We start from the raw sequence: 18,508 nt of genomic DNA on the forward strand, positions 1-18,508 counted from the left end.
GTGAATACACAACAATTGGCGAAACTGAGAACTATCGTGCCCGAGATGCGACGCGTCCGGCACATCCACTTTGTCGGCATCGGTGGTGCTGGCATGGGGGGTATCGCCGAAGTGTTGGCTAACGAAGGCTATCAAATCAGTGGTTCGGATCTGGCACCAAACCCTGTGACGCAGCAACTGACGGAATTGGGTGTGCAGATTTATTTTAACCATCGCCCAGAAAATGTGCTGGATGCCAGTGTGGTGGTGGTTTCGTCGGCGATTTCTCCCGACAACCCGGAGATAGTGGCTGCGCGTGAAGCGCGTATTCCGGTTATTCGCCGCGCTGAAATGCTGGCTGAATTGATGCGTTTTCGTCACGGTATTGCGGTCGCGGGAACGCACGGTAAAACCACCACGACGGCGATGGTGTCAAGTATTTATGCAGAGGCCGGTCTGGATCCGACCTTTGTCAACGGCGGTCTGGTCAAGGCAGCGGGTACCCATGCGCGATTGGGCTCCAGCCGTTACCTGATTGCCGAAGCGGATGAAAGCGATGCGTCGTTCCTGCATCTGCAGCCGATGGTGGCGATTGTTACCAATATCGAAGCCGACCATATGGATACCTACCAGGGCGACTTCGAGAATCTGAAGCAGACGTTTATCAACTTCCTGCACAACCTGCCGTTTTATGGCCGTGCGGTGATGTGTATAGATGACCCGGTAATCCGGGAGCTGTTGCCACGCGTAGGTCGGCATATCACCACCTATGGTTTCAGCGAAGATGCTGATGTGCGTATTGAAAGTTATCAGCAAGAGGGGCCGCAAGGGCATTTTACCCTGCGCCGCCAGGACAAAACCTTGCTGAGTGTGACGTTGAACGCGCCGGGTCGCCATAACGCCCTCAACGCGGCTGCGGCTGTTGCAGTGGCAACGGAAGAAGGTATTGAGGATGTGGCTATCCTGCGTGCTTTGGCAGGATTCCAGGGTACCGGTCGCCGGTTCGATTTTCTCGGCGAGTTTCCGCTGGAGAAAGTCAACGGCAAACGCGGTAACGCCATGCTGGTTGATGATTACGGCCATCACCCAACGGAAGTGGATGCCACGATTAAGGCGGCACGTGCTGGCTGGCCGACAAAGCGTCTGGTCATGATATTCCAGCCACACCGTTATACGCGCACCCGCGATCTTTACGATGATTTCGCGAACGTATTGTCGCAAGTCGATGTGCTGCTGATGCTGGATGTTTATCCGGCGGGTGAGGCACCGATTCCCGGGGCGGACAGCCGTTCCCTTTGCCGGACGATTCGCGGTCGCGGCAAGATAGATCCTATTTTGGTCTCTGACGTGGAACGGGTACCGGAGGATCTGGCGCAGATTCTGGAAGGTAACGATCTGGTTCTGGTTCAGGGGGCCGGTAACATCGGTAAAGTTGCGCGTAAATTGGCTGAGCAAAAATTTCAGCCGATGAGAAAGGGGGAGGATCATCATGGCGGATAAAGTTGCAGTACTGTTGGGAGGTACTTCTGCCGAGCGCGAAGTATCGCTGCAATCCGGACATGCCGTACTGGCAGGTTTGAGAGAGGCGGGCATTGATGCATATGCCGTTGATACCAAAGAATTTCCTGTCACTCAGTTGAAAACTGAAGGTTTCAATAGGGTTTTCATCGCACTGCATGGACGTGGTGGTGAGGATGGCACATTGCAGGGCGTGCTGGAGCAGCTCGATCTGCCCTATACCGGCAGCGGAGTGATGGCGTCAGCCCTGACGATGGACAAATTCCGCACCAAATTGGTCTGGCAGGCATTGGGATTACCGGTTGCACCGTTTGTGGCAGTCAATCGTCAGCAGTTTCTGGCGCATGCGCATGATGGTGCAGAGATTATTGCGTCACTGGGTTTGCCGCTGATCGTTAAACCAAGCCGCGAAGGTTCCAGCGTCGGGATGAGCAAAGTCGACCAGTCTTCACAGTTGGATGCAGCTCTGGAAGAGGCGTTCCGCCACGATGACGATGTCCTGATTGAAAAGTGGCTGAGTGGCCCGGAATTCACTGTGGCGATTGTTGGAAAAGAAGTGCTGCCCTCAATCCGCATCCAGCCCGTCGGGATTTTTTATGATTATGAGGCAAAGTATCTCTCTGATGAGACGCAATACTTTTGCCCGAGTGGTTTGAATCCGCAGCAGGAGCAGCAATTGTCTGACCTTGCTTTGCAGGCCTATCGTGCGCTGGATTGCAGCGGGTGGGGCCGGGTGGATGTAATGCAGGACAGCGACGGTGGTTTCTATCTGCTGGAGGTCAATACCTCGCCGGGGATGACCAGCCACAGTTTGGTGCCGATGGCTGCGCGGCAGTCTGGCCTGAGTTTCTCGCAACTGGTGGCGAGAATATTAGAGCTCGCTGACTGATATGTCGCAAGCCGCCTTGAACGCACGCGAGCGCGAGAATGAGACCGATGCCCAGGGTCCGCGCCGCAGTAACGGAAGCCAGTTGGCAGGCGTTATTTTCCTGCTGATGGTGCTGGGAACCGTGGGCTGGAGTGTTTGGGCCGTGATTGGCTGGATGCAGGATGCCAATCGCCTTCCACTCTCCAAATTGGTGATGACGGGAGAAAGGCACTTCACCACCAATGATGATGTTCGCCAGGCAATTCTGGCGCTGGGCTCGCCAGGCACCTTTATGACGCAGGATGTGAATGTCATCCAGCAACAGATTGAGCGTTTGCCCTGGATTAAACAAGCCAGTGTGCGTAAGCAGTGGCCGGACGAATTGAAGATTCATCTGGTTGAGTACGTCCCGGTCGCACGCTGGAACGATCTGCACATGATGGATGCAGAAGGTAAGGCTTTCACTGCGCCAACGGAACGTATTGGCAGCCAGAAAATGCCGATGCTTTATGGGCCTGAGGGCAGTGAACAGGACGTTTTGCAAGGTTACAGAACGATGAGTCAGGTGCTGGGAAACAACAAGTTCAACGTGAAGATGGCAGCAATGAGCGCGCGTCATTCCTGGCAACTGGCACTGGACAACGATGTGCGTATCGATTTGGGGCGTGATGACCGGACGGGGCGTTTGCAACGTTTTATGGAGCTTTACCCGATTCTTCAGCAGCAGGCCCTGGCCGACAATAAACGTGTCAGCTACGTCGATTTGCGTTACGACACCGGGGCTGCAGTAGGTTGGGCTCCAGCATTCATCGAGCAACAAAACAGTAATCAGCAACAAAATCAGGCACAGGCTAAACAACAATGATCAAGTCGACGGACAGAAAACTGGTAGTTGGACTGGAGATCGGTACGGCAAAGGTCGCCGCATTGGTAGGGGAAGTTCTGCCCGATGGCATGGTCAACATTATCGGGGTGGGGAGTTGTCCGTCCCGCGGTATGGATAAGGGTGGCGTTAACGATCTTGAGTCGGTAGTGAAATGCGTTCAGCGCGCTATCGATCAGGCGGAGTTGATGGCTGATTGCCAGATTTCCTCGGTTTACCTCGCATTATCGGGTAAACACATCAGTTGTCAGAATGAAATCGGGATGGTTCCTATTTCCGAAGAGGAAGTAACCCAGGAAGATGTAGAGAACGTTGTGCATACCGCAAAATCGGTGCGCGTGCGTGATGAACACCGGATCCTGCATGTGATTCCACAGGAATATGCCATCGACTATCAGGAAGGCATCAAGAATCCGGTGGGGTTATCCGGCGTGCGTATGCAGGCCAAGGTTCATCTGATTACCTGCCATAACGATATGGCGAAGAATATTGTAAAAGCCGTTGAACGTTGCGGCTTGAAAGTTGACCAACTTATCTTTGCCGGTCTGGCCGCCAGCTATGCGGTACTGACTGAAGACGAACGTGAACTGGGTGTCTGCGTGGTAGACATCGGTGGCGGCACCATGGATATCGCAGTTTATACCGGTGGTGCTTTGCGGCATACGAAGGTTATTCCCTATGCAGGGAATGTAGTGACCAGCGATATCGCTTATGCCTTTGGTACCCCACCGACGGATGCAGAGGCTATCAAGGTACGGCACGGTTGTGCATTGGGATCGATAGTCAGCAAAGATGAAAGTGTGGAAGTGCCAAGCGTGGGGGGACGTCCGCCACGCAGTCTGCAACGTCAGACGCTGGCGGAGGTTATCGAACCTCGCTACACCGAGTTGCTGAATCTGGTTAATGACGAAATTTTGCAATTGCAGGAGCAACTGCGTCAGCAAGGTGTGAAACATCATCTGGCTGCCGGGATTGTACTCACCGGCGGCGCAGCACAAATAGATGGGCTGGCTGAATGCGCGCAACGGGTGTTCCACACCCAGGTTCGCATTGGACAGCCTTTAAACATCACCGGGTTGACGGACTATGCGCAGGAATCTTACTACTCAACCGCAGTAGGGCTGCTGCACTATGGTAAAGAGTCTCACCTCAGCGGTGAGTCAGAAGTAGAAAAACGCGCCTCAGTGGGCAATTGGTTTAAACGTATCAATAGCTGGCTGAGAAAAGAGTTTTAATGTTTCACCAAAGAGATCATGCTGACGTCTATTTATGGTCTCGAAGCGACAGGCACAAAACGGAGAGAAACTATGTTTGAACCTATGGAACTGACCAACGACGCGGTGATTAAAGTCATCGGCGTCGGCGGTGGCGGTGGCAACGCCGTTGAACACATGGTGCGCGAGCGCATCGAAGGTGTTGAATTCTTCGCCGTTAATACAGACGCTCAGGCGCTACGTAAAACGGCAGTGGGCCAAACCATTCAGATCGGTAGCGGTATTACCAAAGGTCTGGGTGCAGGCGCGAACCCTGAAGTGGGTCGCAATTCGGCAGAAGAAGACCGTGAAGCCCTGAGAGCTGCGCTCGAAGGCGCGGATATGGTCTTCATCGCCGCAGGTATGGGTGGTGGTACCGGTACTGGTGCAGCGCCTGTAGTTGCTGAAGTTGCTAAAGATCTGGGTATTCTGACAGTTGCCGTGGTGACCAAGCCTTTCAATTTCGAAGGCAAAAAGCGCATGGCGTTTGCTGAGCAGGGTATTGCTGAATTGTCCAAGCATGTGGACTCCTTGATCACTATCCCTAACGACAAGCTATTGAAAGTATTGGGACGTGGTATTTCTCTGCTGGATGCGTTCGGCGCAGCCAACGACGTGCTGAAGGGCGCGGTTCAGGGTATCGCTGAACTGATTACCCGCCCGGGCCTGATGAACGTCGACTTTGCAGATGTGCGCACCGTGATGTCCGAAATGGGTTATGCCATGATGGGCTCTGGCGTGGCATGCGGTGAAGATCGTGCTGAAGAAGCGGCAGAAATGGCCATCTCCAGCCCGCTGTTGGAAGATATTGATCTGTCCGGTGCTCGGGGCGTATTGGTCAACATCACTGCGGGCTTTGACCTGCGTCTGGATGAGTTCGAAACCGTGGGTAACACTATCCGCGCCTTCGCCTCTGACAACGCGACCGTCGTTATCGGTACCTCACTGGATCCGGAAATGAACGATGAGCTGCGCGTAACTGTGGTTGCAACGGGTATCGGCATGGACAAACGTCCGGAAATTACGCTGGTTACCAATAAGCAGCAATCCAGCCAACCGGTAATGGATCATCGCTATCAGCAACACGGTCTTTCACCTCTGCCACAGGAAAACAAACCTGCAGCCAAGGTGGTGAACGATCAAAGCGCGCAATCGAATAAAGAGCCTGACTATCTCGACATTCCGGCATTCCTGCGCAAGCAGGCAGATTAATCGCCAGAATTTTGGAATCTCCGCTCTTTGTGCTAAACTGTCCCGCCGACCTTAGTGTAAGCTTGGGTCGGTAGGATGGATAACATTGCGAGATGAAACGATGATCAAACAACGTACATTAAAACGTATTGTTCAGGCGACGGGTGTCGGTTTGCATACCGGCAAAAAGGTCTCCCTGACTTTGCGCCCAGCACCGGCCAATACCGGGGTCATCTATCGTCGCACTGACTTGAATCCACCGGTTGATTTCCCGGCAGATGCAAAATCCGTGCGTGATACCATGCTCTGTACCTGCCTCGTCAATGAGCATGACGTGCGTATTTCAACGGTTGAGCACCTTAACGCTGCGTTGGCAGGGTTAGGCATCGATAACATTGTTATTGAAGTTGATGCCCCAGAAGTGCCAATCATGGACGGCAGCGCGGCCCCCTTTGTCTATCTGTTACTGGACGCGGGCATCGAAGAGCTGAGTTCAGCAAAAAAATTCTTACGGCTTAAGCAGGCTGTACGCGTGGAAGATGGCGATAAATGGGCTGAGCTGGCACCGTTCAACGGTTTTAGCCTGGACTTTACTATCGACTTTAACCACCCGGCGATTGATGCAAGTACACAGCGCTATTTCCTGAACTTTTCTGCCGCTTCGTTCGTCAGCCAGATTAGTCGCGCGCGTACTTTCGGATTCATGCGTGATATCGAATACCTGCAGTCCCGCGGTTTGTGCCTGGGCGGTAGTTTCGATTGCGCCATTGTTGTAGACGATTACCGCGTTCTGAATGAAGATGGCCTGCGTTTTGAAGACGAGTTCGTACGTCACAAAATGCTGGATGCCATTGGCGACCTGTTCATGTGTGGGCATAACATTATTGGCGCATTTACTGCGTTCAAATCTGGCCATGCGTTGAATAACAAGTTGCTGCAAGCGGTATTGGCTAAGCAAGAAGCCTGGGAATTTGCAACATTCCAGGACGAAGCAGAACTGCCTCTGGCGTTCAAAGCCCCGTCAACAGTATTGGCATAACGATACAGTAGTTATTAATACAGCAGTTATTTATCACGACTGGTTGGGTTGGCACTCTCTCCGGCCAATGCAGCCAGTCGTTCTAATGCCTTGCGCAATCTCTCCGGACTTCTGCTTGCCAAACCCCGTAATTCATCCGCACTCTGCTGACTAAGGTGGCGCATTTTCGTGGTATCTGCGCTGTCAGTGGCGGTTTTTGCGGCATTCTGCACAAGTGCATCCGCTTTTGCCATCAACGATGGATTAATCCTGATGTCGATTGATGACAATGATGGTAATATTTGCGATCTAAGTGCGGATAACAGGGCGGGTTGCTCGTAGCGTAAGCGCATCATCCAACTGGCATTAGCCGTTTCCAGCACTAAAACACCCTGTCGATAATTGGCGACCCGACACCAGGGATGTAATTGAGAAGGCAAAAGCCCTCTTACAGCCCGGTTAAGCTTTAACAACGCTTCGGCTCGCTGTTGAACGATACGTAACGGGCTCTGGTCAGCCGAAGCTGCATCGTCGAACAGGACATCTAATAATTGTGGGCGGCTATCACGCATTGACTGAGCTCCGGCGGATTCTAAACTCGTGATTGGTATTCTAAATCGTTGGCGACAATTTGGCAGACGTTATTTCTGGCCGCATCTCCTTTTGGGGATGGTCGCGGCGAGTCTTGGCGTGCCGTCAAACATGTCCGGTGCACCGGATCAGTCAGCACTGCCGAGTACGTCCGCGAGTCTAAACCGCCAGAACAATGGCAGTACAGTCTTTAATAGTCTGGCATTGTTGCAGGAAGCTCATCGCCGCCCCTCTTTCAGTGTGGACTATTGGCACCAGCATGCCATTCGCACAGTAATTCGCCACCTTTCTTTTGCTCTCGCACCGCAAACGGCGTACACCGTCGTGCAGGAAGCCAAGGTTGAGAATGAAGAACCTCTTCATGTTCAGCAGCTTGCTTTACTTGCTACGCTGAATGCGTTACTCACGCATGAGCCTAAACCGCCGACCATCATTCGCCACACCCTACAGCGTGTCCGAGTCTCATTCGCCCATCACCAGCCCGGCCTCTGGCTGGCCCAGGTTCAGGGCATCCGCGCCGGACCGTTGTCTTTAAGCTGACATTAATTCCTTTGGATTCCTCCAAAATCAACAGAATAGTGACTGCGAAGACGCGGTCTCGTAAGAGATATTAAGAATTATGTTAATCAAACTATTAACCAAAGTATTTGGTAGCCGTAATGACCGTACTCTGCGCCGTATGAGCAAAGCGGTAGAATTAATCAATCGTCTGGAGCCAGAATATGAGGCGCTTTCTGATGAGCAGCTTCAGGCCAAGACCGATGAATTCCGCGCTCGTCTGGAAAAAGGCGCATCGGTAGAGAGTCTTATTCCTGAGGCTTTTGCTGTCGTGCGTGAAGCCAGTAAACGTGTATTTGGCATGCGTCACTTTGACGTGCAGTTGCTCGGCGGTATGGTTCTGAACGATCGCTGCATCGCGGAAATGCGTACCGGTGAAGGTAAAACCCTGACGGCAACTCTGCCCGCGTATCTGAATGCGTTGAGCGGCAGGGGCGTACACGTCGTTACCGTCAACGATTATCTGGCTCAGCGCGATGCTGAAAATAACCGTCCACTGTTTGAATTCCTCGGCTTGAGCATTGGCATCAACCTGCCAGGTATGCCCGCCCCGGCAAAACGCGCAGCCTACGCAGCCGACATAACCTACGGTACGAACAACGAGTATGGTTTTGACTACCTGCGTGACAACATGGCGTTCAGCCCTGAAGAGCGTGTTCAGCGTAAACTGCACTATGCGTTGGTGGATGAGGTCGACTCCATTCTGATCGATGAAGCGCGTACCCCATTGATCATCTCTGGCCCAGCTGAAGACAGCTCAGATATGTATATCAAGGTTAATAAGTTGATTCCCAAGCTTATTCGCCAGGAAAAAGAAGACTCTGAAACGTTCCACGGCGAAGGTCACTTCTCGGTAGATGAAAAATCACGCCAGGTTAACCTGACCGAACGCGGCCTGATTCTGATCGAAGAGTTACTGATGGAAGCCGGGATTATGGAAGAGGGTGAGTCTCTCTATTCACCAACCAACATAATGCTGATGCATCACGTTACTGCGGCATTGCGCGCGCACGTGTTGTTTACCCGTGATGTTGACTACATTGTTAAAGATGGCGAAGTCATCATCGTTGATGAGCACACTGGCCGTACCATGCAGGGGCGTCGCTGGTCTGATGGTTTGCATCAGGCTGTTGAAGCGAAAGAAGGTGTGGAGATCCAAAACGAGAACCAGACGCTGGCCTCGATTACCTTCCAGAACTACTTCCGCCTGTATGAAAAACTGGCCGGTATGACCGGTACAGCAGATACCGAAGCGTTTGAATTCAGTTCTATTTATAAGCTCGACACTATCGTTGTGCCAACCAACCGTCCGATGGTGCGTAAAGATCTGCCTGATCTGGTCTATATGACCGAAATGGAAAAGATTGGCGCAATCATTGAAGATATCAAGGCATGTACTGCAAACGGCCAGCCTGTTCTGGTGGGGACGATTTCGATTGAAAAATCCGAAGTGGTATCTCGCGAGCTGGATAAAGCCGGTATCAAGCATAGCGTCCTGAACGCCAAATTCCACGCCAAAGAAGCGGAGATCGTTTCGCAAGCTGGTCAACCATGCGCTGTCACTATCGCCACCAACATGGCCGGTCGTGGTACCGATATCGTGTTGGGTGGTAGCTGGCAGGTAGAAATCGCTGAACTCGAAGAGCCGACAGAAGAGCAGATCGCGGCAATCAAAGCGGCATGGCAGGTGCGTCATGATGCAGTCCTCAAATCCGGTGGTCTGCATATCATTGGTACTGAGCGTCATGAATCACGCCGTATCGATAACCAATTACGTGGTCGTTCAGGTCGTCAGGGTGACGCCGGTTCTTCACGCTTCTACCTGTCAATGGAAGATGCCCTGATGCGTATTTTCGCCTCGGATCGCGTTTCTGGCATGATGCGTAAACTGGGTATGAAACCGGGTGAAGCGATTGAGCATCCATGGGTAACCAAAGCCATTGCCAATGCGCAGCGTAAAGTGGAAAGCCGCAACTTTGATATTCGTAAGCAATTGCTGGAATACGATGATGTGGCTAACGATCAACGTCGTGCTATCTACTCGCAACGTAATGAACTGCTTGATGTTTCTGATGTTAGTGAAACGATTAACAGTATTCGCGAGGATGTCTTTAAAGTCGTGCTGGATACCTATATTCCGCCGCAATCCCTGGAAGAAATGTGGGATGTTCCTGGTCTCGAACAGCGCCTGAAGGCAGATTTCGATCTCGACATGCCAGTTGCTGAATGGCTGGATAAAGAACCGCAATTGCATGAAGAAACGCTGCGTGAACGTATTCTGCAGCAATCCATCGAAGTTTATCAGCGTAAAGAAGAAGTCGTCGGCGTCGAAATGATGCGTAACTTCGAAAAAGGCGTAATGCTGCAAACGCTGGATTCATTGTGGAAAGAGCATCTTGCCGCGATGGATTACTTGCGTCAGGGCATCCACCTGCGTGGTTATGCGCAGAAAGATCCTAAGCAGGAATACAAGCGCGAGTCATTCTCCATGTTTGCTGCCATGCTGGAGTCACTGAAGTACGAAGTGATCAGCGTATTGAGCAAAGTTCAGGTGCGGATGCCGGAAGAGGTTGAAGCGCTCGAACAGCAACGTCGTGAAGAGGCGGAGCGTTTGGCCCGTCAGCAGCAACTGAGTCATCAGGAAGAGCCGTCACTGTTGGATGATCGCGATCCGAATGCGCCAGCGCGAGCCGATCGCAAGGTGGGTCGTAACGATCCTTGCCCATGCGGTTCCGGTAAAAAGTACAAGCAATGTCACGGTCGTTTGCAGAAATAACGTGGTATTGATCTAGCAGTAATTTCAGACAATGACATATCAAGGGCGGTTTATCACCGCCCTTTTTTACGGGAAAAAATCATGGCTTTGAAACACTTGCAGATTGCAGTCGGGATCATTCGCAACCCGCAGAAAGAGATTTTCATTACCCAGCGCATGGCATCGTCGCATATGGCAGGATTTTGGGAATTTCCTGGTGGTAAAGTTGAAGTGGGTGAAACGCCAGAGCAGGCATTAATCCGCGAATTGTATGAAGAGACGGGTATCAATGCACTCAGTCCTTTGCCGCTGAGTACGGTAGAACATCAGTTTGATGACCGGGTTGTCACTCTCTATTTCTTTATGGTGGAAGAGTGGGAAGGTGAACCTTTTGGCCGCGAAGGACAACCGATGCGATGGATTAATCAAGCTGAGCTGAATGCCGACGAATTCCCACCAGCCAACGCAAGCATCATCGAATTATTACAGGCGTAGTGCGGCAGGTAGGCAGTATGGTGAGTTAGTGCTATGGCGATAGCGGGAACTAACCTGCTATCGCATCCTATTGATTAAAAATGGGAAGATGATGAGTGGGATTATTCCTCGTCGCTCCATTCATCAAGTTCGTTGATTTCCCCACTGCTTGGGATACGTTTTTCCTCATCAGCCCATTCACCCAAATCGATCAACTGGCAACGTTTGGAGCAGAAAGGGCGATACGGACTCTGTTTCCCCCACACGACGGAAGTACCACAGGTCGGGCAATTAACGACGGTATCTTCAATATCCATTTCTTATCTCCTTAACAACAGGCCAGTTCAAAGGTCAGACGAGCAGGAACCTGGCCGCGTTCACTGTCTAAATGCAAAAAGCGAATTGCGTAACGGGTCTTGTGTCCAGACACTTGCGGATAAAGCTGGTGCTCCAGCGAAATGCGCAAACGCAGCAGATCGGCTCCCTCGGCATTGTCCTGAAAGAATCCATTCAGACTGGTCTGATTATGGAATTGACCGGACTGGCGAACCAGATCGAGAACCATGGTGAGTGACTGATTCAGTGGCGCGAGGCTCTCAAGCCAGATTTGAACCTGCTTATCCCGCTCGGATTGAGGTACATGCATCCACATATGCAACGTTGGAAGATCGAAACTACAGCAACCGCCAGGAATGCTCAGACGCTGCTTAACCAGTGCAATCAACCGATCCTCCTTAAGTCCTTGCCCCATACGCGGTGCAGACATCAGCACTGCGGCCCGCTCTTTGAGCGTGCGGCGCAGACCTTCCACCCGCTCCATATCGACACCCGGAACATCCGCCCAAAGCCGAAGTTTCTGTTGTTGACGCTCTAACTCTTTCAGCAAGTCCGTACGGACTTCACCCCGTTCGAGGACATCCAACAGATCGGAAACAGTACGAAAAAAAGTCAGGGCAGTGGCGATATCTTCCAGGATTGGATGGCGATGTAACTGTTGCAGTAAAAATTCAATACGCAACCAGGTACGCATTTTCTCATTTAAGGGATGTTCAAAGAGAACAGTGGTGGAAACATCACTCATTTTTGTTAATCCTGTCTGGTTGCTGACGCGGCAAGCTGTAAATAACGGTCATGCAGGGCAGCAACACGCGGCTCGATTTCACTCGCATCACCGCTATTATCAATAATGTCATCAGCACAAGCCAGGCGCTGTTCGCGAGTAACCTGTGCTGCAAGAATACTTTCCGCCTGCTGGCGGCTGACGCCGTCACGGGCTATTGTCCGGGAGAGTTGGGTATCCTTATCCACATCCACCACAAGTACGCGATCCGCGCGATCTTGTAATCCATTTTCGACCAGTAATGGCACCACCCATAAAACATAAGGCGTAGTTGCTGCCTTTATTTGCCGCTGGGTTTCAGCATGAATCAATGGGTGCAGAAGCTGATTAATCCATTGTTTTTCATTGGTATCACTGAATATTTTTTGCCTCAGCAGGCCGCGATTCAATGTTCCATCAGCCTGAATCATCTCTTGACCAAATCGTTGCGCGATAGAGAACAGTGCCGGACTGCCTGCTGCCACAACCTGACGGGCAATGATATCCGCATCAACGACCCTGATCCCCTTTTTCTCGAAGGCATCGGCCACCGTACTTTTTCCACTGCCAATACCGCCTGTCAGTGCAACGATGAAACTCATGTCGTAGCTCTCGATAAAAAGAATAGGTGAATCATAAAGAGATCGCCTGGAAGTGCAAGCCACCAACCCGGGAGTTTTTGCTATTGCCGAGGCGTAAAAGTAAACAGAGTATGGCAGAGGTGAGGCGGATCACAGCATGATTATTACAGGTAAACTTGTGTGATTGTAGCCTAAAAAAAGACGAAATCGCAGTCTTGTAGTGGGAATATTCATGCGTATGATAGCGTCACTGGGAATGGCTTAAAAATACCCGATCACAACCCTTGCGATCCGTCGCCACAAACCAGGACATATTGTCATGCGTATTGAAGAAGATTTGAAATTAGGCTTTAAAGATGTGTTGATTCGTCCTAAGCGTTCGACGTTGAAAAGCCGTTCGGAAGTGGAGCTTGAGCGTAGTTTTAGCTTCAAGCATTCAGGATGGAAATGGTCGGGCGTACCGATTATCGCTGCTAATATGGATACAGTGGGCACCTTCCGCATGGCTGAAGTTCTGGCCTCCTTCGATATGTTGACGGCAGTGCACAAGCATTACACCGTTGAGCAGTGGGCCGCGTTTGTCCGTGATGCATCTGAAGATGTAATGCGTCACGTCATGGTTTCCACGGGCACCTCCCCGGCGGATTTCGACAAAATGAAGAAAATTCTGGCGCTCTCCCCGTCGCTGAAATTCATCTGTATTGATGTCGCCAACGGTTACTCGGAACATTTCGTTGCCTTCCTGCAAAAAGCGCGTGAAGCCTGCCCGGACAAAGTGATCTGCGCGGGTAACGTTGTGACGGGCGAAATGGTGGAAGAACTGATCCTTTCCGGCGCTGACATTGTAAAAGTAGGCATTGGTCCTGGTTCTGTTTGTACTACCCGAGTCAAAACCGGCGTGGGCTACCCACAACTGTCTGCGGTTATCGAATGCGCGGATGCCGCGCACGGGTTGGGCGGTCAGATCGTCAGTGATGGCGGTTGTGCTGTGCCTGGAGACGTGGCAAAAGCATTTGGCGGTGGAGCAGACTTCGTTATGTTGGGAGGAATGCTGGCCGGTCATGAAGAGTGTGAAGGTACTATCGTTGAAGAGAATGGCGCACGATTCATGCTGTTCTATGGCATGAGTTCTGAGTCGGCGATGAAACGTCACGTCGGCGGTGTGGCAGAATACCGTGCTGCCGAAGGTAAAACGGTCAAGTTACCGTTGCGTGGCCCGGTAGAAAATACCGTGCGTGATATCCATGGTGGCCTGCGTTCGGCTTGTACCTATGTAGGTGCTGAACGCCTGAAGGAACTGACCAAGCGCACCACTTTTATCCGTGTCGCTGAACAAGAAAACCGTACTTTCGGTAGCAATTGATTTTTTGCAACAACCGGATTTCGGTATGAGCAACAGCAGGGTGGCACGCGTTCATCCTGCTTTTTTACCTCTTCGTAAAAAAAGTCTGCATTACCCCATCACACTGCCTAACTGAAAAATAGGCAAATACATGGCAATCACCAGCCCACCGACCAATCCTCCGACGATCAGCATCATTATCGGTTCCAGCGTTTGAGCCAGCCCTTCTGCCAGTTGATAGGTTTGCTGTTCATTCCAATGGGCAAGGCGAGCCAGCAACGTGTCCAGCGCACCTGATTCTTCGCCTATCCGTATCAGTTGCTGACATAGGGGCGGAAAGAGGTGTTGTTTAGCCAAAGCCTGGTGCAGCGGAATACCTTGCGTGACCTGATGCTGTATTTCATTAATTGCCTGCCGGAAGCAGCGGTTGTTGATAGACAGGGCGGCAGCTTGCAGTCCGGTAATCAGGTTAAGTCCCGCCTGCTGGGTCATCGCCAATGTCTGAAATATTTGCGTCAGACAGCCACCGCAGATCAGTCGGGATATCAGCGGCACGGCCAATAATAATGTCTGTTCGCGAAACTGCCAGTGGGGCTGTGGATGGCAGCGTTTCATGTATATCACCACCGCAATAATTATTGCCGCCACACACCAGGGACCCTTTGCAATAAGCCAGTCTGAAAAAGCCATGAGTGCCAGGGTGAACCAGGGCAACGGGGCATCAAAAGAGTCGTAAATACGGGCAAACTCGGGTAATACCAGCGTCAGCATCAAGAGGCTAACCAGCAGGGCAATCACGCAAACAATCATGGGATAGCGTACGGCTTTCTTTACCGTTTTATGCAACTGCTGTTGCCGCTCTTGCAACAAGGCCAACTGTTGGCAGCAGTCATCCAGTTTCCCGGTAAGTTCCCCAATCTCAATGACCTGACGATAGATATTGGGAAATACCGTTGGATGCTCAGCAATCACCGTAGAGAAGGGGCGTCCTTGCGCGATCTGCTGGGTAACCTCTCGCAGAAGGCAGCGCCAACCTGGGCGATGGTGTTCGCTTGCCAGCAAGGTCAGCGCGTTCACCAGAGGCAGCCCGGCCTGTAGCAATGTGGCAAGTTGGCGGAATAACACAATCAAATCGTCGGTTCGCCAATAACTCGCGGTTAGGCGCTGGTTGAATCTCACTGACAGCGGTTGCAGGCCCTCCTGAAACAGGTGCTGAAAAACCGCATCTTTTGCGGTGGCGATCATCTCGCCGTCACGGATTTGCCCCTGCGTGTCCAGTGCCTGCCACCGATAAAGCCGCACCTTATTCAAGCTGGCTCCCGACCACGCGATAGACCTCTTCCAGAGAGGTAATACCTTGCTCGGCCAGCGCTAGTCCCGCTGTCAGCAGTGATTGCTGACCTTGTTGGCGTGCAATCGTATTAAGCTCTGTGCTGCTGGCTCCGGCGACCAAGGCTTGCTGAATCTCAGCATCTACAATGAGCATTTCATATAACCCGGTACGACCATAATAGCCTGAAAAGCAGTGGCTACAGCCGATGGCCTTCCATGGGCGAAAGGGGGCGGGCCAGAGTTGGGGATCAATCAGAATGAACTCTTCGGTCTGTTCACGACAGTGTTGGCAAAGCCGACGAACGAGTCGTTGTGCAATCACCAACCGTAGACATGAGGCAATCAGGTAACCGGCGATTCCCATCTGGTTCAAGCGGATCAGCGTCTCGGCTGTTGAATTGGTATGCAGGGTTGAAAGCACCAGATGTCCGGTCTGCGCGGCTTTAACGGCGATCTCGGCTGTTTCTGCATCCCGGATTTCTCCCACCATGATCACGTCAGGATCCTGGCGCAGTAACGCTCGCAGAACCCGTGCAAAACTGAGTTCGGCTTTGGTGTTTATTTGCGTCTGATTAATCCCTGGCACAGGAATTTCAACTGGATCCTCCACGCTACAGATATTGCGCTGAATACAGTTCAGATATTTCAGGCCGCTATAGAGCGTGATGGTTTTTCCGCTACCCGTAGGACCAGTGACCAGAATCAATCCCTGAGGACTGTCCAGCGCCTGCAAATAACGATTTACTGCGATTGCTGAAAAACCCAATTGCCCGATATCGAGACTCTGCTGAGTTGATTGCAGGATCCGCAGGACGATTTTCTCACCATAGGTAGTGGGAAGTGACGATATCCTCATGGAGTAACTCTGTTTTTCCAGTAATAGCGAGAGTTGACCATCCTGTGGCAGACGCCGCTCTGCCACATTCAGTTTCCCCATAATCTTCAAGCGTGCACTAACCCGGTTTGCCAGACCGGGAGGGGGTGGGGTCACTTCCTGCAATACACCATCAATACGCAGACGAACCCGATAACTGTGCTGGTAGGGTTCGAAATGGATATCTGATGCCCGGCGCTGTATCGCCAACTTCAGTGTCTGATTGATAAACTGCACGACAGGCGTTTCACTCTCCTCACTTAGCGAATCCATGGGTTCATGCGAAGCGTTATCTGCGCCCTGAGTGGGTAAGGATGACCTTGTGGAACGACTCGCTTCGAGAGCCTGTTCCAGTTGCGCAGTTGGCCAGCGTACAGTCACAATTTTCAAGCCACTGGCAAAACGCAGGGTCGAGAATAGCTCTTCTGGGAGTTCCACTGCCGACGCAACGGTCAGCGTGTTTTGGTCAGCGGACACTGCCAGCGCCTGATAACGCTGGCAAAGCAGTTGCAGCGATGGGGAAATTTGTTGAACTTCACCGTTTATGGCGCCCATTGACATCACTCCTCTTCGCCAAAGCGGAATACATCCTCGCAGGCGCTCACCATCTCTGCCGAGCCTGAACTGGCGCTGCATACGCGGCTCCAGATCAGACCGCCTGCGTTACTGTCTGCAATGGGCGTCATGGTGACAGTCAGGCCGTTCAATGCCTGCTGTCCAAGCAGAATAATGACACCGTTGGTAACCTGAATATCGCTGACGTAGCGGGTGGATTTCGTCTCGGGAATATTTTGGCTGCCGCCATTACAACCGCCCAGATCACCCTGATCGATTGCACAAAGTTCTACAGCCGTTTTGTAGGGCATCATGGCCTGAAGCATGTCAGTCATTGCCGCTTTCTGGATATAACTCTGATAAGCGGGAATGCCAATGGCGCTGAGGATGGCAATGATGGCAATCACCACCATTAGCTCAATTAAGGTAAATCCTGATTGTCTGTGCATTCCTTTCTCTCTGGCAAAATGGATGTGGCAGAAAAATAAGGAAGATGGCCGGGCGTCGCCAGCAGCAAATACCGTCGTGTCGGCAAGGCTCGGGAATAAAATAATGGGTGACTGCGTATTGCACAGGCGTTGTGCGCAGCTACGCAACTTTAACGGGGGGAAGAGAAGAAACCAGGAAAATGCAAGATCAGGAAACTGCCCCCTAAACATTGTTCAAGGGGCGGGAACGGACTACTTAAAGCGCATCGATAAATCCATTGCGCGAATATGTTTGGTCAAAGCGCCGACAGAAATGTAGTCAACGCCTGTTTCAGCAAATTCACGCAATGTTTTTTCTGTGACGTTGCCAGACACTTCGAGTTTGGCACGGCCTTGGGTGAGCGCTACAGCAGCGCGCATCATCTCGACGCTGAAATTATCGAGCATAATGATGTCAGCCGAGGCATCGAGCGCCTGTTGCAATTCATCCAATGTCTCAACTTCGACTTCAACAGGCACATCAGCACGCAACCAGAACGCTTTCTCTACCGCCTGTTTGATCGATCCCGACGCGATAATGTGATTTTCTTTAATCAGGAAAGCGTCTGCCAAGCCAAGGCGATGGTTGCTGCCTCCGCCGCAAAGTACGGCATACTTGAGTGCGGTACGCAGGCCAGGCAGGGTTTTACGTGTATCCAGCAGGCGCGTTTTAGTCCCTTCAAGCAACGCGACATAGTGACTGACTTCAGTGGCTACGCCAGAAAGGGTCTGCACGAAATTCAGGGCGGTGCGCTCCCCGGTCAGCAAAACGCGAGCGGAACCGGCAAGTTCGCACAGCGTCTGGTTGGCAACCACAGGATCGCCGTCTTTAACATGCCACTTGACCGTAACCTTATTGCCCAACTGAATGAAGACTTCATTCATCCAGCGTTCGCCACAAAAAATACCGTCTTCGCGGGTAATCACGGTTGCGCTGGCCTGTTTATCAGCAGGCAGCAGTTGCGCGGTCAGGTCACGTTCGGCGTCAACTTCACCGCCGAGATCTTCCCGTAATGCCTGGGCAACAATAAAGGGGATATCATTCTGGATACGTTCAAGTAACTCAATGCGACGGGTGTCCGCACTGTAGCTGCGTGTCGGCATGGCAAACTCCGAAAGGACGGATAATATGTGAGTCCAAACATGCTACCCTGTTGGCGTCATAAGTAC

18 protein-coding genes are annotated in these 18,508 nt (G+C 51.9%); 10 read left to right on the forward strand and 8 right to left on the reverse strand.

Going from position 1 to position 18,508, the window contains the following annotated elements; all coding sequences use genetic code 11:
• From murC to lpxC, 6 genes are all read left to right on the forward strand, one after another.
• Positions 1 to 1,479 (forward strand): UDP-N-acetylmuramate--L-alanine ligase, encoded by a 1,479-nt coding sequence (gene murC, locus DRI82_RS06705; protein ID WP_114192792.1) that lies wholly within the window; start codon positions 1 to 3, stop codon positions 1,477 to 1,479.
• Positions 1,469 to 2,386 carry a D-alanine--D-alanine ligase gene (locus DRI82_RS06710; RefSeq protein WP_114192723.1) on the forward strand — a complete coding sequence of 306 codons (918 nt, stop codon included), beginning with the start codon at positions 1,469 to 1,471 and terminating at the stop codon, positions 2,384 to 2,386. Before murC ends, DRI82_RS06710 begins: the two co-directional genes overlap by 11 nt.
• Before the next feature lies 1 nt (position 2,387).
• Complete coding sequence (gene ftsQ, locus DRI82_RS06715) at positions 2,388 to 3,230, forward strand: cell division protein FtsQ (protein WP_114192724.1); 843 nt, start codon at positions 2,388 to 2,390, stop codon at positions 3,228 to 3,230.
• Positions 3,227 to 4,483: a cell division protein FtsA gene (ftsA, locus tag DRI82_RS06720; protein WP_114192725.1), complete on the forward strand. Its 1,257-nt coding sequence runs from the start codon at positions 3,227 to 3,229 to the stop codon at positions 4,481 to 4,483. Before ftsQ ends, ftsA begins: the two co-directional genes overlap by 4 nt.
• A gap of 72 nt (positions 4,484 to 4,555) precedes the next feature.
• Positions 4,556 to 5,713 carry a cell division protein FtsZ gene (gene ftsZ / locus DRI82_RS06725; protein ID WP_114192726.1) on the forward strand — a complete coding sequence of 386 codons (1,158 nt, stop codon included), beginning with the start codon at positions 4,556 to 4,558 and terminating at the stop codon, positions 5,711 to 5,713.
• A 100-nt stretch (positions 5,714 to 5,813) separates the two neighbouring features.
• Positions 5,814 to 6,731: a UDP-3-O-acyl-N-acetylglucosamine deacetylase gene (gene lpxC, locus DRI82_RS06730; RefSeq protein ID WP_114192727.1), complete on the forward strand. Its 918-nt coding sequence runs from the start codon at positions 5,814 to 5,816 to the stop codon at positions 6,729 to 6,731.
• Between the two features lie 26 nt (positions 6,732 to 6,757).
• Here the strand turns inward: lpxC and DRI82_RS06735 are convergent, their stop codons facing one another.
• Positions 6,758 to 7,282, reverse strand: a complete 525-nt coding sequence (locus DRI82_RS06735) for a DUF721 domain-containing protein (protein ID WP_114192728.1) — start codon at positions 7,280 to 7,282, stop codon at positions 6,758 to 6,760.
• A 28-nt stretch (positions 7,283 to 7,310) separates the two neighbouring features.
• On the opposite strand from DRI82_RS06735, the gene secM reads away from it, so the two are divergent.
• From secM to mutT, 3 genes are all read left to right on the forward strand, one after another.
• Entirely contained in the window at positions 7,311 to 7,841 is a 531-nt protein-coding gene (secM, locus tag DRI82_RS06740) for a secA translation cis-regulator SecM (RefSeq protein ID WP_114192729.1), read from the forward strand.
• A gap of 79 nt (positions 7,842 to 7,920) precedes the next feature.
• A complete protein-coding gene (secA, locus tag DRI82_RS06745; protein ID WP_114192730.1) occupies positions 7,921 to 10,635 on the forward strand; it encodes a preprotein translocase subunit SecA in 2,715 nt (904 codons plus the stop codon).
• Between the two features lie 87 nt (positions 10,636 to 10,722).
• Positions 10,723 to 11,109, forward strand: a complete 387-nt coding sequence (mutT, locus tag DRI82_RS06750; protein ID WP_114192793.1) for an 8-oxo-dGTP diphosphatase MutT — start codon at positions 10,723 to 10,725, stop codon at positions 11,107 to 11,109.
• A 101-nt stretch (positions 11,110 to 11,210) separates the two neighbouring features.
• Here the strand turns inward: mutT and yacG are convergent, their stop codons facing one another.
• From yacG to coaE, 3 genes are read right to left on the reverse strand one after another with little or no spacing between them, the layout of a single operon-like run.
• A complete protein-coding gene (gene yacG / locus DRI82_RS06755) occupies positions 11,211 to 11,405 on the reverse strand; it encodes a DNA gyrase inhibitor YacG (RefSeq protein ID WP_114192731.1) in 195 nt (64 codons plus the stop codon).
• An 11-nt stretch (positions 11,406 to 11,416) separates the two neighbouring features.
• Positions 11,417 to 12,169: a cell division protein ZapD gene (zapD, locus tag DRI82_RS06760; protein WP_114192732.1), complete on the reverse strand. Its 753-nt coding sequence runs from the start codon at positions 12,167 to 12,169 to the stop codon at positions 11,417 to 11,419.
• Positions 12,170 to 12,174: 5 nt separating this feature from the next.
• Positions 12,175 to 12,789, reverse strand: a complete 615-nt coding sequence (gene coaE, locus DRI82_RS06765) for a dephospho-CoA kinase (protein WP_114192733.1) — start codon at positions 12,787 to 12,789, stop codon at positions 12,175 to 12,177.
• A 298-nt stretch (positions 12,790 to 13,087) separates the two neighbouring features.
• On the opposite strand from coaE, the gene DRI82_RS06770 reads away from it, so the two are divergent.
• Positions 13,088 to 14,131, forward strand: coding sequence for a GMP reductase (locus tag DRI82_RS06770; protein ID WP_114192734.1), 1,044 nt, complete (start codon positions 13,088 to 13,090; stop codon positions 14,129 to 14,131).
• Positions 14,132 to 14,221: 90 nt separating this feature from the next.
• On the opposite strand, the gene hofC is transcribed toward DRI82_RS06770, so the two are convergent.
• The 4 genes from hofC to nadC form a co-directional block, all read right to left on the reverse strand.
• Positions 14,222 to 15,421 carry a protein transport protein HofC gene (hofC, locus tag DRI82_RS06775; protein ID WP_114192735.1) on the reverse strand — a complete coding sequence of 400 codons (1,200 nt, stop codon included), beginning with the start codon at positions 15,419 to 15,421 and terminating at the stop codon, positions 14,222 to 14,224.
• Positions 15,414 to 16,871, reverse strand: a complete 1,458-nt coding sequence (gene gspE, locus DRI82_RS06780; protein ID WP_114192736.1) for a type II secretion system protein GspE — start codon at positions 16,869 to 16,871, stop codon at positions 15,414 to 15,416. The genes hofC and gspE overlap by 8 nt, the downstream gene beginning before the upstream one ends.
• Before the next feature lie 5 nt (positions 16,872 to 16,876).
• Positions 16,877 to 17,320 carry a prepilin peptidase-dependent pilin gene (gene ppdD / locus DRI82_RS06785; RefSeq protein ID WP_114192737.1) on the reverse strand — a complete coding sequence of 148 codons (444 nt, stop codon included), beginning with the start codon at positions 17,318 to 17,320 and terminating at the stop codon, positions 16,877 to 16,879.
• Between the two features lie 231 nt (positions 17,321 to 17,551).
• Positions 17,552 to 18,442: a carboxylating nicotinate-nucleotide diphosphorylase gene (gene nadC / locus DRI82_RS06790; RefSeq protein ID WP_114192738.1), complete on the reverse strand. Its 891-nt coding sequence runs from the start codon at positions 18,440 to 18,442 to the stop codon at positions 17,552 to 17,554.
• Between the last annotated feature and the right edge of the window lie 66 nt (positions 18,443 to 18,508).

The organism is Edaphovirga cremea, assembly GCF_003332275.1.
Taxonomy (GTDB): domain Bacteria; phylum Pseudomonadota; class Gammaproteobacteria; order Enterobacterales; family Enterobacteriaceae; genus Edaphovirga; species Edaphovirga cremea.